The organism is Bradyrhizobium sp. CW1 (assembly GCF_023100665.1).
GTDB classification, from domain to species: domain Bacteria; phylum Pseudomonadota; class Alphaproteobacteria; order Rhizobiales; family Xanthobacteraceae; genus Bradyrhizobium; species Bradyrhizobium canariense_D.
Map to the genome: position 1 here is coordinate 1,502,621 of NZ_CP064684.1, position 13,409 is coordinate 1,516,029.

12 protein-coding genes are annotated in these 13,409 nt (G+C 64.0%); 6 read left to right on the forward strand and 6 right to left on the reverse strand.

The window, feature by feature from the left end; genetic code table 11:
- Positions 1-4 precede the first annotated feature (4 nt).
- Complete coding sequence (locus tag IVB54_RS07225; RefSeq protein ID WP_245329496.1) at positions 5-529, forward strand: DUF6622 family protein; 525 nt, start codon at positions 5-7, stop codon at positions 527-529.
- Here the strand turns inward: IVB54_RS07225 and IVB54_RS07230 are convergent.
- From IVB54_RS07230 to IVB54_RS07245, 4 genes are all read right to left on the reverse strand, one after another.
- On the reverse strand, positions 504-1,355 hold the full coding sequence (locus tag IVB54_RS07230; RefSeq protein ID WP_018453833.1) for a carbohydrate ABC transporter permease: 852 nt from the start codon (positions 1,353-1,355) through the stop codon (positions 504-506). The genes IVB54_RS07225 and IVB54_RS07230 overlap by 26 nt on opposite strands.
- On the reverse strand, positions 1,352-2,224 hold the full coding sequence (locus IVB54_RS07235) for a sugar ABC transporter permease (RefSeq protein ID WP_018453834.1): 873 nt from the start codon (positions 2,222-2,224) through the stop codon (positions 1,352-1,354). The genes IVB54_RS07230 and IVB54_RS07235 overlap by 4 nt, the downstream gene beginning before the upstream one ends.
- 76 nt (positions 2,225-2,300) lie before the next feature.
- Complete coding sequence (locus IVB54_RS07240; protein ID WP_018453835.1) at positions 2,301-3,686, reverse strand: ABC transporter substrate-binding protein; 1,386 nt, start codon at positions 3,684-3,686, stop codon at positions 2,301-2,303.
- 208 nt (positions 3,687-3,894) lie between these two features.
- Positions 3,895-5,823 (reverse strand): AsmA family protein, encoded by a 1,929-nt coding sequence (locus tag IVB54_RS07245; protein WP_162496341.1) that lies wholly within the window; start codon positions 5,821-5,823, stop codon positions 3,895-3,897.
- A gap of 289 nt (positions 5,824-6,112) precedes the next feature.
- Between IVB54_RS07245 and IVB54_RS07250 the strand changes: the two genes are divergently transcribed.
- The 3 genes from IVB54_RS07250 to IVB54_RS07260 are packed head-to-tail and all read left to right on the forward strand — an operon-like array spanning position 6,113 to position 8,144.
- The gene (locus IVB54_RS07250; protein WP_018453837.1) at positions 6,113-6,820 is read left to right on the forward strand and encodes a CoA transferase subunit A; all 708 of its coding nucleotides are present in this window, start codon (positions 6,113-6,115) and stop codon (positions 6,818-6,820) included.
- 15 nt (positions 6,821-6,835) lie between these two features.
- Positions 6,836-7,486 (forward strand): CoA transferase subunit B, encoded by a 651-nt coding sequence (locus IVB54_RS07255; RefSeq protein ID WP_007596236.1) that lies wholly within the window; start codon positions 6,836-6,838, stop codon positions 7,484-7,486.
- A gap of 22 nt (positions 7,487-7,508) precedes the next feature.
- On the forward strand, positions 7,509-8,144 hold the full coding sequence (locus tag IVB54_RS07260; RefSeq protein WP_018453839.1) for a GNAT family N-acetyltransferase: 636 nt from the start codon (positions 7,509-7,511) through the stop codon (positions 8,142-8,144).
- A gap of 13 nt (positions 8,145-8,157) precedes the next feature.
- Here IVB54_RS07260 and IVB54_RS07265 read toward each other — a convergent pair whose 3' ends face one another.
- Positions 8,158-9,174, reverse strand: coding sequence for an AraC family transcriptional regulator (locus IVB54_RS07265; protein WP_018453840.1), 1,017 nt, complete (start codon positions 9,172-9,174; stop codon positions 8,158-8,160).
- A gap of 202 nt (positions 9,175-9,376) precedes the next feature.
- Here IVB54_RS07265 and IVB54_RS07270 point away from each other — a divergent pair, with 202 nt between their 5' ends.
- On the forward strand, positions 9,377-9,997 hold the full coding sequence (locus tag IVB54_RS07270; protein ID WP_026232606.1) for a response regulator: 621 nt from the start codon (positions 9,377-9,379) through the stop codon (positions 9,995-9,997).
- A 150-nt stretch (positions 9,998-10,147) separates the two neighbouring features.
- Positions 10,148-11,824 (forward strand): mucoidy inhibitor MuiA family protein, encoded by a 1,677-nt coding sequence (locus IVB54_RS07275; RefSeq protein ID WP_247777115.1) that lies wholly within the window; start codon positions 10,148-10,150, stop codon positions 11,822-11,824.
- A gap of 192 nt (positions 11,825-12,016) precedes the next feature.
- Here the strand turns inward: IVB54_RS07275 and IVB54_RS07280 are convergent, their stop codons facing one another.
- The gene (locus IVB54_RS07280) at positions 12,017-13,372 is read right to left on the reverse strand and encodes an esterase-like activity of phytase family protein (RefSeq protein WP_247294061.1); all 1,356 of its coding nucleotides are present in this window, start codon (positions 13,370-13,372) and stop codon (positions 12,017-12,019) included.
- Positions 13,373-13,409: the final 37 nt, after the last annotated feature.

Below are 13,409 nucleotides of genomic sequence, written 5' to 3' on the forward strand. Positions count from 1 at the left end.
GGCGATGATGACGTTTGCCTATCAGGTCCTGGTGCATACGCCGCTCTGGGTCTGGACCTTGCTCGCCTATCTGGTCTGGCAGGGCATCAAGGCGATGCAGCCGCGCAAGACGCCGATCTGGCGTGCGCTGATCGTTCCGATCGTATTCATCGTCTGGGGCATTTCGCGGATTGGCTTCGGACATCAGGATAGCGCGTGGCCGCTGGTTGCCTGGGGCGGGGCCGCATTGGTGTTGTTGCCGATCGGCGTATTAACGTCGCGTCCGTTCGACGTCGATCACAAGACAGGCGAGATCATCCGCGCGGGTGGCGCCTTTGCGCTGATCCGCAACCTCGTCATATTCTCTCTGCAGTATGCGGTCGGCGTGATCTCGGCGGTCGATGCGAGCGACCGTGCACTCGCACTCGTCGTCGGCCGCGCGATTTCGGGCGCGACCGCGGGCTATTTCATCGGCTCGATGATCGCGCTGCTGGTTGCCTACCAAAGAAAGCGCGCCGTGGATCTCAGGACTTCACCGCACCGGCCGTGAGCCCGCCCACCATGTAGCGCTTGAAGGCGTAATAGACCGCGGCCGGCGGCAGCGCGTAGATGAAGCCGGTGGTCATCAACAGCTCCCACGGCGAGTCGTCGGCGGCGAGGAAGTTGCCGAGCGCGACCGGCAGCGTGATATCGGTGTCCTTGGACAAGAGCAGGAACGCGTAGAGATATTCGTTCCAGGCCAGCAGCACGGCATAGGTGCCGATCGCGACCAGCGAGGGCATCATCAGCGGCACATAGACCAGGCGGAACAGCTGCAGCGTGGTCGCGCCGTCCATCACGGCGGCCTCGTCGAGCTCGACCGGCAGCTTGTCGGACGCCTGCTTCAGCACCCAGATCGCGTAAGGCGAAGCGATTGTCACCATCGCCAGGATCAGCGACCAGTGATTGTTGAGCAGGCCGTAGTTGCCCATGGTGCGGTACATCGGCACGGCGAGGAACGCCGCCGGGATGAAGTAGGTGAACAGCGCGAGATTCATCACCCAGCGGCCGCCCGGCGCCTTAAGCCGCGAGATCGAGAATGCGGCGGCGGTCGCGACGAACAAGGTCAGCGCGCCTGCGGCCAGCGCGATCACCGTCGAGTTCCAGAACTGGATCCAGAAGTCTCGCAGGAAATAGTGCTCCTGGTAGAACACGATGTGAAAGTTGTGCAGCGTCGGATGATCCGGCCACAGCTTGCCCGAGAACGCGTCCTCCTTGGGCGAGATCGCGAACAGGAACATGTGGTAGATCGGAATCATGGTCCAGATGAAGACCGGGATGCCGATCAGCAGGAGCTTGGCTTCGGTGCCAACTTCGCGGAGGGTGGGAAGCTTCATCGCGACAACCGTTTCATCATGAAGTATATCAGCGGCAGCACGAGCGGTATCGCGCAGACGATAGAGGCCATCGCAAGCGAGAGCTGGTCGAGCCGGAGATAGCGGATGCCGAGTGTCGACAGCACGTGCGTGAGGTCGGCCGGCCCGCCGCCAGTGAGCAGATAGACGCTGTTGAAGTCGCCGAGCGTCCAGATCATCGAGAGCAGCGTGCAGGTGACGTAGAGCATCTGCATCGACGGCCAGGTGATGAAGCGGAATTTCTGCCACGGACTGGCGCCGTCGACCTCGGACGCCTCGTACAGATCCTGCGGGATCGCGAGCCGCCCGGTCAGCAGGATCAGCGTCCAGAACGGCAGCGACTTCCAGATATGCACGGCGATCGCCATGGTCAGCGCGACCGTCGGATCGTTCAGCCAGTTCGGCCCGTCATCGCCGGTGAGAGAGAAGATGAAATGGTTGACCATGCCCCATTCGGGATTGAGCATGAAGCGGACCGACAGGATGGTCGGGATCGACGGCACCGCCCAGGGCAGGATGAAGATCACCGACAGCCATTTGATCCAGGGGCGCTGCTGGGCGAAGAAGCCGGACAGGAACAGCGCGATCAGCATCTTCACGTTGATGCCGATGACCAGGAAGATCAGCGTGTTGACCGCGGCGCGCGCGAAGATCGGGTCGTTGTACAGCGCGACATAGTTCGCCGGACTGCGCGCCAGCCACAGGCCGTAGCCGACGGGATAGACGACGAAGGCCAGGAAGACGAGTAGATAGGGCACAAGCAGCAAGATGCCCCAGACCTGCTGCGTGGTCAGGCGCGCCGACAGGGGAGGGGCCGGAATTGTGTCTGAGCCGGAAAGTGTGATCGCCATATCGCATACCCACCGAAAGCAACCGGTCGCGGAGAGCCGCGACCGGTATTAGCATATACCTTATTGCAGTCCGAGATCAGCCCGCGACCGCCTTGATGCGGGCGATCAGCTCGTCGACCGCCTTGTCCACCGGCACCTTCTCGCTGACCACGCGGTTCATCGCCTTGGCCCAGACGTTCTCGTTGTTCAGGATGGTGAACTTCCAGTTCTTGGTGAAGTCGAACGCGGCGGTGCCGCCCTTGAACTGCGAGTAGACCGCCTTGCGATGCCGGTCAGCCTGCCAGAACGGGCTCTCTTGGCTTTCCTTCGTCACCGGGAACCAGCGGCCGAGCGCACCCTCGATATAGGGGCGGACGTTCTCTTCCTGGAGCAGGAAGGCGATGAACTGCTTGGCCTCGGCCTTGTTCTTGGCCACGGAGAAGACCAGCCCGGTCTTGACGTCCGAGCGGTAGCGGATCGTCGAACCGTCCGGAGCCTTCGGGAAGGACGCGGTGATGATGTCCTCGCCATAGGCCTTCTTGCCGGCTTCGCGCTGCTCGGGCGTGAGCGTCTGGTTCTGGGAATCCTCGAACCACTTCGCCGCGATCGAGATCGTGAAGTTGTGGGTCATCACGATGGTCTTGTTGTGGAACGCGACGTTGTTGTCGGGATCCTTCCAGGTCGTCGAGGACGGCGGGGTGCAGCCCTTGATGTAGGTGTCGGTGTAGTCCTTCATCGCCTTGATCAGGTTCTCCCGGACCTTGGGATCGTCGACCGTAAGCTTGCCGTCGTCGTCGACCAGCTTGACGTGATAGGCATCCATGAAGGTGTAGAACGACTGGAAAGCGTCGGTGGATTCCACGCCCATCGGCTGGCCGACGCCGTAGACGCGCTGGCCGGTCGCCTTGCGGATCCCCGGTTGCACCTTGTCGCACCAGAACGTCCAGTAGCCTTCCCAGTCGGTCGGGATGTCGGCGAGCTTGAAGCCGGCCTTCTCAAGCATGTCGTTCCAGATCTCGACATGCATGCTCTGCTGCTTCAGCGGGAAGCCGTAATAGGCCTTCTTCTTGGTGACGTCGTTATAGAGGATCGACGCATCCAGCGTGTTCTGCACGAACCGATCCTTGATCGGCTCCATGATGTCTGAGAGGTCCTCGAGCCTGCCTTCGTAGGCCCACTTGCCCTGGACCTGCACGTCGTAGGTGTCGGAATAGGCAACATCGGGCACGGTGCCTGAATCGAGTGCGGCGACCGTCTTCGGAATCATGTCCTGGATCGCGTACTGCGACAATTCGACCTTGATGCCGGTCTTGGCTTCGAACTTCTTGATTGTCTCGAGCAGCGCGTCGTCTTCGGAGCGGTAGAAGCCCTTGCCCCACCAGACCGTAATCGTCTTCTGCTGCGCAAATGCGGGTGCAGCGGCTGCAAACAGCCCGGCCGCAGCGACCGCCAGTGATACTGCGCCAATAACCTTGGATTTCACGTTTTTCTCCCTCAAACGGCCGGTGTTTTTAACCGGTCGTATAAAACACTAGCGCATGGCCGCTATCCGATCTAGCGGCTTCTTGTCAGACATAGGTCGTGGGGTGTCGGGCGAGAGGAGATGCTTAATGTGCGCATCGATCCAATCGCCGCATCAATTCGCCCTGATCAATTCGGGCCGATCTGCTGGCGCCGCTTGATCGCCGTCCTTAATTGGACTTCGCGCCTTCCTTGGCGTTCTCCGCCGTCGGCGCTTCGGCCGGTGCGGGACGTTTTCCGGTGCCGGTGATGCGCTCAATCGCGGAGCGCACCGCGTCGCCCGGCTTGCGGTCTTTCAGCATGTCGAGCAGGGGCGCAGAGGCCGGCGAACGGCGGATCAGGCTTTCCGGATCGGGGAAGACGAGGGGGTCGTCCCAGGGGCCCTGCACCACGAAGGGCAATTCGAACCCCGACGCGCTGTTGAGGCTGGCCACGCCCTTCATGTCGTATTCGCGCGTCGGCACCGAGGCGGTACCGGTCATGGTGATCTTCGCCGCCGGTCCTTCGACGCGGATGTCCTCGGCGGTGGCGACGCCGTCGGAGAACTTCACCGCGATGGTGAGATTGTCGTAAGGGGTAGAGCCGTTGCGGAAATTGCCGCCGCCGGACAGCGGCCGCCGCTCGAGCCGCTTCAGGAGCTGCTCGGCATTGAAGCCCGCGATCGCGCCGTCATGCCCGGTCACTGTGGCGCTGCCGTCGAGCGACTGCACGAGGCCGAACGGGCTCGAGCCGGACGCGAGGAGCGAGACGTTGATGTTGCCGCGCCCGGACAGCTTGTTGATGCCGAACAGCTCGGAGGCGCAGGCCTGAAGGTCGACGTCGGTGAACTGGAATTGCGCCTTGATGTCGGCGACGGTGTCGGAGCGCGCGATGCCGAACGAGCCCTTGGCGATGCCGCCATAGACCTGGGCCTCGCCGACCGAGAGCGCCAGCGTGCCGTTGCGGAGATTCGCGCCGATCGCGGTGCGGCCGAGTTTCGACGTCCCGACCGTCAGCTTGGCGGCCGACAGGCGCATGTCGAGGTCGGTGGTCGACAAGGCGTTGAGATCGAACAGCTGCCTGTTCCAGTCGCGCGCGCCGCTCGCGAGCAGGCGGAAAGTCGAGATATAGGGGGTGAAGTCGAGCGCGTCGGCTGCGAGCGTCGCCTGCAGCGTCTGCCGGCCGTTATTGGCGTAGGTCATCACGCCCTCGGCGGTGTTGCCGTCGAGCTCGACATTGACGTTGGTGAGCGCGATCGACGCGCCGACGACATTGGCCCGCGCCTTCAGCGCGAAACGGCCGAAGCCGCCGCTGGCGGGCTGCGGCTGGCCGGTCCAGCGCAGCGCGTTGCGCAAGGACGGGCTGTCGATGGTGAGCGTACCCTCCATCATCGGGCTGGTGCGATTGGCGACGCTGCCGTCGAAGGCGAGCTTGAGCGGTGCGCTCGCGATCCGCGCCTTCAACCCCGAGCGCTCGCCGGAGAGGGCGGCGACGAAATCGGAAAAGCTGATCGAGCCGTCGACCCGTTCGCCCCGCCAGTCGAATTGTCCGGTCGCAGCGAAGGAGCGCGAGATCGAGGGCCAGGCCAGCGACAGGTCGATGTCCTCGAGCTTCTCGGTGCCGTGCGTGGCGGCGTCCTCGTAATTGAGCACGCCGTCCTGGATCCGGATCTCGGAGAACGACACTTGATTCTCGGCGCCAGGCTTCATGGTGCGCGCGATGGTCTGGATGAACGGTGTCCAGTTGCTTTCACCGTCCGGCTTCAGGCTGACATGGATGCGCGGCCGCAGCAGCGTCAGGTCGGCGATCTCGAACCGTTGCAGCAGCAGCGGCAGCAGCCGCAGGTTCGCGGTGAGAACGTCGACATGGAGCGCGGGATCGCTGGTGCCGCCGCCCTTCAGCCCGACGTCATGGAAGGAGATGTAGCTTGCCGGCAGCACCGAAATGTCGATCGCGCCTGCGACGTTGACCTCGAGTCCGGTGACGTCGCGGATCTGCGTTTCCACGGCCTTGCGCAGTGCGTCGCGGTTGATGAGCCATGAGGTCGCGATCAGGGCGATCAGCGCCACGCCGAGCAGCGCCGCGATCGGCGTCCCGAGGCGCTTCATTCCTTGGGCCATGGTCAATGGCATGTCCTGATCGAGTTGGTCGCTGGAGCCAGAAGGCGGGCTGGGAAACCTGCGCGCCCCACGCCCAAGACCTATTGTGTTAAGTGCCGCAACTTGATGGGTTTTCTTGTCGCTTTCAAGGCCGCGGGAACGGTTGCGCCCACGGCTTGGGCAGCTTCTATCACCCGGGGGCGGAGCGGAGAACCCCGTATCATTGACGGCTTCGGACGATTTCGCCTAATAATCGCCGCCACTAAGGCGCGACGCCTGCAAGCCGAAGGTTCACTCGAAGGTAATTTGCATGAACAAGGTCTATCCCGACGCCAAGTCGGCTCTCGAGGGCGTTCTGAAAGACGGCATGATGATTATGTCGGGCGGCTTCGGCCTCTGCGGCATCGCCGAGACGCTGTCGGACGCGATCCGCGACTCCGGCGTCAAGGACCTGACGGTGGTCTCAAACAATGCCGGCGTCGACGGCATTGGCCTCAGCCGCCTGCTCGAAACCCGCCAGATCAAGAAGATGATCTCGTCCTATGTCGGGGAGAACAAGCTGTTCGCCCAGCAATTCCTCGCCGGCGAGCTGGAACTCGAATTCAATCCGCAGGGCACGCTGGCCGAGCGCATCCGCGCGGGCGGCGCCGGCATTCCGGCCTTCTACACCAAGACCGGCGTCGGCACGCTGATCGCCGAAGGCAAGGAAGTGAAAGAATTCGACGGACAGAAATACCTGATGGAGCGCGGCCTGTTCGCCGACCTCGCCATCGTCCACGCCTGGAAGGGCGACACCGCAGGTAACCTCATCTATCGCAAGACCGCGCGCAACTTTAACCCGATGATGGCGACCGCCGCCAGGGTCACGGTGGCCGAGGTCGAGCATCTGGTTCCGGCCGGTGAACTCAATCCCGACCACATCCACACGCCCGGTCTTTTCGTCAAGCGCATCGTCGAGGTCGGAACGGCCAAGAAGCGCATCGAATTCCGCAACACCCGCCCGCGCACGGCAGCTTGAGATCAGGAGACTAAGATGGCCTGGACCCGTGAACAGATGGCTGCGCGCGCCGCGAAGGAACTGCGTGACGGCTATTACGTCAATCTCGGCATCGGCATTCCGACGCTGGTCTCGAACTACATCCCGGACGGCATGGACGTCAGCCTTCAGAGCGAGAACGGCATGCTCGGCATGGGCCCGTTCCCGTACGAGGGCGAAGAGGACGCCGATCTCATCAACGCCGGCAAGCAGACCGTGAGCGAACTGCCGTCGACTTCGTATTTCTCGAGCGCGGATTCCTTCGGCATGATCCGTGGCGGCCACATGGATCTGTCGATCCTCGGCGCCATGCAGGTGGCCCAGAACGGCGATCTCGCCAACTGGATGATCCCCGGCAAGATGGTCAAGGGCATGGGCGGCGCGATGGATCTCGTCGCCGGCGTCAAGCGCGTGGTCGTGGTGATGGAGCATTCGGCCAAGGACGGTCCAAAGCTCCTGAAGCAGTGCAATTTGCCGCTGACCGGCGAGCGCGTGGTCGACATGGTCGTGACTGACCTGGCCGTCTTCACCATCGACAAGCACGGCAGCGGCGGCATGGCGCTGATCGAGCTCGCCGACGGCGTCTCGCTCGACGAGGTCAAGGCCAAGACCGAGGCCGAATTTCGCGTCGCACTGAAGAACACGTAAGGTTTTCGCGAAGGGGGCGCGCATGACGATACGGTCTGCGCGTCCCGAAGACGCCGATTTCATCGCACAAACCATCCTTTCATCGCAGCGCGGCTACCGGCCGCGCGGCTGGTTCGACGTTGCGCTCGGTTGGCCTGAAACACAGTGCCGCGATTTCATCGCGCACGTCGCAGCCGCTCGCGCGGTGTCGATGTGGCACGTCTCGCAATTTCTGGTCGCCGAGATCGATGGCAAGCCTGCTGCCGCCTTGTGTGCGCTACCGGCGGCCGGCACGGGACCAGCGGCTTGGCGTGCGATCGAGGAAGTCGCAGCCGCGTCCGGAATCGCCGCGGCAGAGCTGGAGGCCATCCGTCAACGCGGCGGCTACACCCGCGCCTGCTGGGTTCAGGGCGGCGAAGGCGATTGGATGATCGAGCATGTCGCGACCGATCCCGCCTATCGCGGCCGCGGCCTGGTGCAGTCACTGATCGCGCATGCGCTGGAGAAGGGGCGAGCGGCTGGATGTGCACGGGCGACAATATCGTTCCTGATCGGCAACGAGCCCGCCGAGCGCGCTTATACCAAGGCCGGCTTTGTCCTTGCCGAGGAGAAGCGCGATCCTGCCTTCGAGGCGATCATCGGTGCGCCGGGCTTTCGCATGTTTGCGCGGGTGATGTGATCGGTCTTGAAAATCAAGCCGCCGTTGCCGCCAATGGCCGGGCGCCTTTGCGCCATGCGGTGATGGTGCAGCCGAAATGGCCGCGAAACCAGCGGGCCATGGCGCTCTGTGCGGAGAAGCCGAGCTGCACGGCGATGTCGGCCAGCGGCCGGCCGGGGTCGTCGATGAGCTGGACCACGAGATCGGCGCGCTGCGCGTCGAGAATGGCCGAGAAGCTGGTGCCGGCTTCGGCGAGGTGGCGGTGGATGGTACGCCGGGTGCAGGCGAGGTGTTCGGCGACGCGCTCGACCGTGCAGTCGCCGCCGGCGAGCAGGAGACGCACGACCTCGTCGACCTTCTCCTCCCAGCTTGCCGGCCGCGTCTCGATCGCCTCGATCCGCTTGCGCAGATAGCTCGCGATCAGCGGATGCGCGCTCGGGATCCGGCGCTCCATGTCGTGTGCCGACAACAGGATCGAATCGGCCTCCGCATTGAAGGTCACACGGCAGCCGTAGAACTCGCGGTAGCGTTTGCGGTCGAGCGGCGGTGGGTAATGCAGGTGAACTTCCTGCGGCCGCCAATCGCTGCCGAACAGCGACTGGATGATGCGGTGGACGCTGCCGAGCGCCATGTCGATCGACTGGCGCGGCGCGGTCGGCTGCCGGCCGCGCAGGTGCTGCGTGACGGTCACGGTCTGCTTGTTGCGGGTGACGTCCAGCTTCATGCCGTCGTGATGGATCGGGATGAAGCGCGAGAAGGCTTCGATGGCTTCACCAACGGTCGCCTGTTCGCGCACGATCAGGCCGACCGCGCCGAAATTGGTCAGCCCGCCGCGTTCAGCAAGCCGCAAGCCGAAATCTTCGGCGCCGGACGCCTCGGCCGACAATTCGAGCAGACGGCGGAGACCGGTGACGGCAATGGGCGTGTCGGGCTTGTCGAGGCAGGCCAGCGGCAGCCTGACCTTGCGCATCATGTGTTTGGGGTCGAGCCCGACCGACCGGGCGACCTCCGGGTAATAGCTCAAGCCCGCGCTGCGAATGAGGTCGGTCATGCGACCCGTTCCTGCCGGACATCCCGCAGATGTCCCGAAATGTAAAGTTTCTGTCCCGATCCGTCAAATCCGGGAACCGGGTGGAACATACATAAGTAAAACCGAAGCACGGGCGTGAATGCCGTGCATATGACGGCGCGGCGCGACGAGGCCCCGCTGCCGTCTCGGACCATTTGACCCAAGACATTGCTGGATCGGAATTATGCCGGGGAACATGCTTTCCAAGGGTGAGGTATTCGTCATCGACACCGATGCCGCCTCCCGCGAACAATTGTCCACCGCGCTTCAACAAAGCGCATACAACGTGATCTGCTTCGCCGACGGCGCGTCTCTGCTCTCGGAGGCCAAGGCGCGGATGCCGGCCTGCGTGCTGCTGGAGATGCCGCCCGATCGCTCCGGTCTCGACGTGCTCAAGCGCCTGCGCGAGGAAAACTGCATGGCGCCGGTGCTGGTGACCGCGACAAACGGCAGCATCGCCATGGCGGTGGATGCCATCAGGAGCGGCGCGGCCGACTTCATCGAGAAGCCGTTCCGCACCCGCGACATCGTCGACCGGATCGATGCCGCCATCGACGAGTTCGCGCAGCCGGGCTCCAACCGGCAGCGGTGGTTGCCCGGCTGCGAACCCCTGTCCGCGCGCGAAGGCGACGTGCTCGAGCATCTCGCCGCGGGCCTGACCAACAAGGAGATCGCCCGGCGCATGCATCTGAGCGCGCGCACGGTCGAGGGCTATCGCGCCGGCATTCTGAGGAAGGCCGGTGCGAAGAACGTGACGGACCTGCTTCGCCGCATCTTCGCGCAGGGTTCTACCCCTCAGGATTAAGCGCTCCGTCGCGGGCCTTGCTGCCGCCGCGGCGGCGCCCCACGGAAACCCCAATCGAACCAGTTCCTCCCCTGCCGCGTCCAACCGTGTTGGCGAGGCATTGGATCGCGCGTCCGGCTGGCGGCGGCGATGACTTGGAGGAGGGACTTGATGCGCATCACCGCAAAATGTTTGGCAACGACGAGCCTGGTTCTGGTGACCACGGCATTCGCGTCGTGGTCATGGGCCGCCGAATTGGACGCCACATCGGCGATCGATACCGTTACGGTTTACCCCGATGGCGCGACCGTCACCCGCGTCATCGCGGTGGACCTGCCGTCTGGTGACTCGACGCTCATTGCCAAGGACTTCCCGCTTGGTCTCGACACCTCCTCGATCCGGGTGGAGGGTGAGGGGGGAGCGAAGCTCACCATCGGTGCGATCGATGCGCGAACGCCGCGTGCGGCGCCGGTCAATCTGCCGGAGCTGGACAAGCGCATCGAGGCGCTGAACGACCAGCGCGCCGACCTGCAAGGCGCGATCGACTCGGCCATTGCGCGGCGCAAATTCGCGGAGCACTTTGCGGAAGCCTCTCCCGCGGGCATCGGCGACAAGGGCGAGGCGCGGCCGATTGCCGAATGGCGCACGGCCTTTGCCGCCGTTGGCGACGAAATTGCGAGCGCCGATACCGCCGTTCGCGACGCCACGCGCAAGATGCGCGAGATCGATCGGCAGATCGCCCAGCTCGAAGTCGAGCGCAAGGCCAAGCCGCCGAGCAAGCTCGAAGTCCGCATGGACATCGCGGCGCCGGCAGCAACCAAGGCGACGTTGCGGGTCACCTACAATGTGCGTAATGCGCGCTGGCTGCCGCTCTACGACGCCCGGCTCGATACCGGCGCGAAGGACCGCAAACCGCAGCTCGAGCTTGTCCGCCGCGCCGAGGTCACGCAGGCGACCGGCGAGGACTGGTCGAACGTCGCGCTCGGCGTCTCCACGGTCCGCATCGGCCGCGGCGGCAGCGCGCCGGAGCTGAATTCGCTGGTCTCGCAGTATCCGCAAGTGCCGAAGCCGCGGGCGCTGGGCTCAGTTTCGGATTCGGCAATGCCTGCGGCGGCGCCCATGCAGCAGCGCAAGATGGAAACTTCCGCGGCCAAGGCGGCGGACGATATCCGCGAACGCGCCGAAGAGCAGCAGGCGGTCGCCGAGATCGGTGACTTCCAGGCCACCTACAAAATTCCCGGCCGCGTCAGCCTCGGGGCCGCCGAGGGCGCCAAGAGCCTGCGCATCGCCTCGATGACCGTGCCCGCCGATCTCATGGTGCGCGCGGCACCGGTGATGGACCCCACCGCCTTCCTCGAAGCGAGCTTCAAGCAGACCGACGACACGAGCCTGTTGCCGGGCAAGGTCGCAATCTATCGCGACGGGACTTTCGTCGGCCGCGGCAAACTCTCGGCTTCGGCCAAGGACGATATCGTGCGGCTCGGCTTCGGCGCCGACGACAAGGTCAGGATCGAGCGCGCGGTGCTCAAGCGCAACGAAGGTTCGGCCGGTCTCCTGGTCACGACGTCGAAGACCGACGAGCGATCGTTCAAGACGACGATCCGCAATGGTCACGACTTCCCGATCAAGGTCGCGATTGAGGATCAATTGCCGGTCAGCGAGAACGAGGACATCCTCGTCGAGATGCTGCCTGCGACCACGCCGCCGACCGCAAGCAACATTCGCGACCGGCGCGGCGTGCTGGAATGGTCGTTCGACGCCAAGCCCGGCGAGGTCAAGGACATCAACTTCGTCTGGCGCATTCGCTGGCCGAAGGACAAGAGCATGGTGATCGTGCCGGCGGGTTGATGTGCGGCGCCGAGGTGCGAGTTGTCTTTACCTCGTGCTCGCTCACTGTCCGTCATGTCCCGCCTAGTGCGCAGTTACGCACGAGGGCGGGGCATCTAGTACGCCGCGGCCTCACGATTTGATCGCTGGCGCCGCGGCGTACTGGATCGCCCGGTCGAGCCGGGCGATGACCCGCGTTGAGAGAGCGCTGGCTTACTTCGCCTTCAGGAAGTCCGCGACATCGAGCAGCATGAACTCGTCGTCGTCGGCCTTGTTGGGATCGCGGCTGGACGAGAACGGCAGATTGTTGTCATTGCCGACGATGATGTGGGTTTCGTCGACACGATCGACGTTCTCGATGGTGAAGAACGGGAACGTGTAGACGCCGTCATTGAGCGGCTTCTTCGCCTTCTTGTCGGGATCCCTGATCTTCAGGAGGTCGATGTAGCCGATCTTGCGCACGGGCTTGCCGACATTGGCGTCGGTGAGCTCGATCTTGTAGACGCGCTTGAACTTGGCCACGTCGGGGAAGCAGTTCTCGCCGCGGGTGCCTTGCGGGCAGGCCTTTTCGGGCGTGCCTTCGCCGTTGTCGCGCTCGATGATCAGGCCGGCGCTCGGGTCGATCATGTTGAAGTCGCCGATGGCATTGCCGTTCTGCTCGAACACATACTGCCAGTAGCGGCCGGTGAATTTTTCCGCGGCGACGTCGAATTCGAGGATGCGCGAGGCTTCCTTGCCGTCGACCTTCTCCCAGTCCTTTTTCTCGGCATCCCAGAGCGGCCCCTCGAGCAGGCCGTAGAGAAACTTGCCGCCTTTCGAGGCGGCGAAGCCCTCGTAACCCTTGGAGCGTCGGAGGTTGACGTTGGTGTAGGTCGCACCCGGCGCGCCCGGGGTCGCCACCGCCCAATGATCCGGCGATCGCACGGGCTTACCGTCGGCGACCGTCTCGAATACGGCCAGAATCTTGCCGGTCTTGTCGGCCTTCAGGATGTAGGGGCCGAACTCGTCGCCGATCCAGAAGGTGTCGCCGATAATCTGGAAACCTTCGGTGTCGAAGTCGGAGCCGGTGAGGTAACGCCTCTCGGTGTCTTCATGCACGATGCGGAACGGCACGCGTCTGTCGGGATCGTGCAGGAACACGGTCTCCAGCCGCTCGATCTTGCCGCCGGCCCAATCCATCCTGTAGCGGTTGAGGTACAGCATCGAATCTGGCGAATTGGCGCGCGCGCCCATGCCGTTGTCGGTGATGACCCAGAAAGTGCCGTCCCCCATCGACTTGATACCGGAATGGCCCTGCAGCGGCTGGCCCTTGAACGGCAGCGACACGCCGGTGGCCCGCTCATAGGACTTGCCCATCACCGTGCCGAGCGCGTCGACCCGCTTCCCGGTGGTGTATTTACCGGATGTCTTGAGATCGGCGGGAGCATCAGCCGGCGCGTCGATGAACGTGGCGGCCGGCATCACGACGTGGCCGGCGAGCTTGGCGGGGAATTCGCCTTCGCTCTGCGCCAGCGCGGAGCTCGCGGTCAGAATGATCGTTGCGACGGTACTAAGCAAAGTCGCGCGCATGTGCGTCTCCTGTTAACGGAGGCCGTCTTATGCGGAC

Coding starts and splice junctions, on each gene's coding strand:
- IVB54_RS07235 (WP_018453834.1), bottom strand. CDS start 2,224: ATGGCGATCACACTTTCCGGCTCAGACACAATTCCGGCCCCTCCCCTG.
- IVB54_RS07245 (WP_162496341.1), bottom strand. CDS start 5,823: ATGGCCCAAGGAATGAAGCGCCTCGGGACGCCGATCGCGGCGCTGCTC.
- IVB54_RS07275 (WP_247777115.1), top strand. CDS start 10,148: ATGCGCATCACCGCAAAATGTTTGGCAACGACGAGCCTGGTTCTGGTG.
- IVB54_RS07255 (WP_007596236.1), top strand. CDS start 6,836: ATGGCCTGGACCCGTGAACAGATGGCTGCGCGCGCCGCGAAGGAACTG.
- IVB54_RS07265 (WP_018453840.1), bottom strand. CDS start 9,174: ATGACCGACCTCATTCGCAGCGCGGGCTTGAGCTATTACCCGGAGGTC.
- IVB54_RS07260 (WP_018453839.1), top strand. CDS start 7,509: ATGACGATACGGTCTGCGCGTCCCGAAGACGCCGATTTCATCGCACAA.
- IVB54_RS07225 (WP_245329496.1), top strand. CDS start 5: ATGATGACGTTTGCCTATCAGGTCCTGGTGCATACGCCGCTCTGGGTC.
- IVB54_RS07230 (WP_018453833.1), bottom strand. CDS start 1,355: ATGAAGCTTCCCACCCTCCGCGAAGTTGGCACCGAAGCCAAGCTCCTG.
- IVB54_RS07280 (WP_247294061.1), bottom strand. CDS start 13,372: ATGCGCGCGACTTTGCTTAGTACCGTCGCAACGATCATTCTGACCGCG.
- IVB54_RS07270 (WP_026232606.1), top strand. CDS start 9,377: ATGCCGGGGAACATGCTTTCCAAGGGTGAGGTATTCGTCATCGACACC.
- IVB54_RS07250 (WP_018453837.1), top strand. CDS start 6,113: ATGAACAAGGTCTATCCCGACGCCAAGTCGGCTCTCGAGGGCGTTCTG.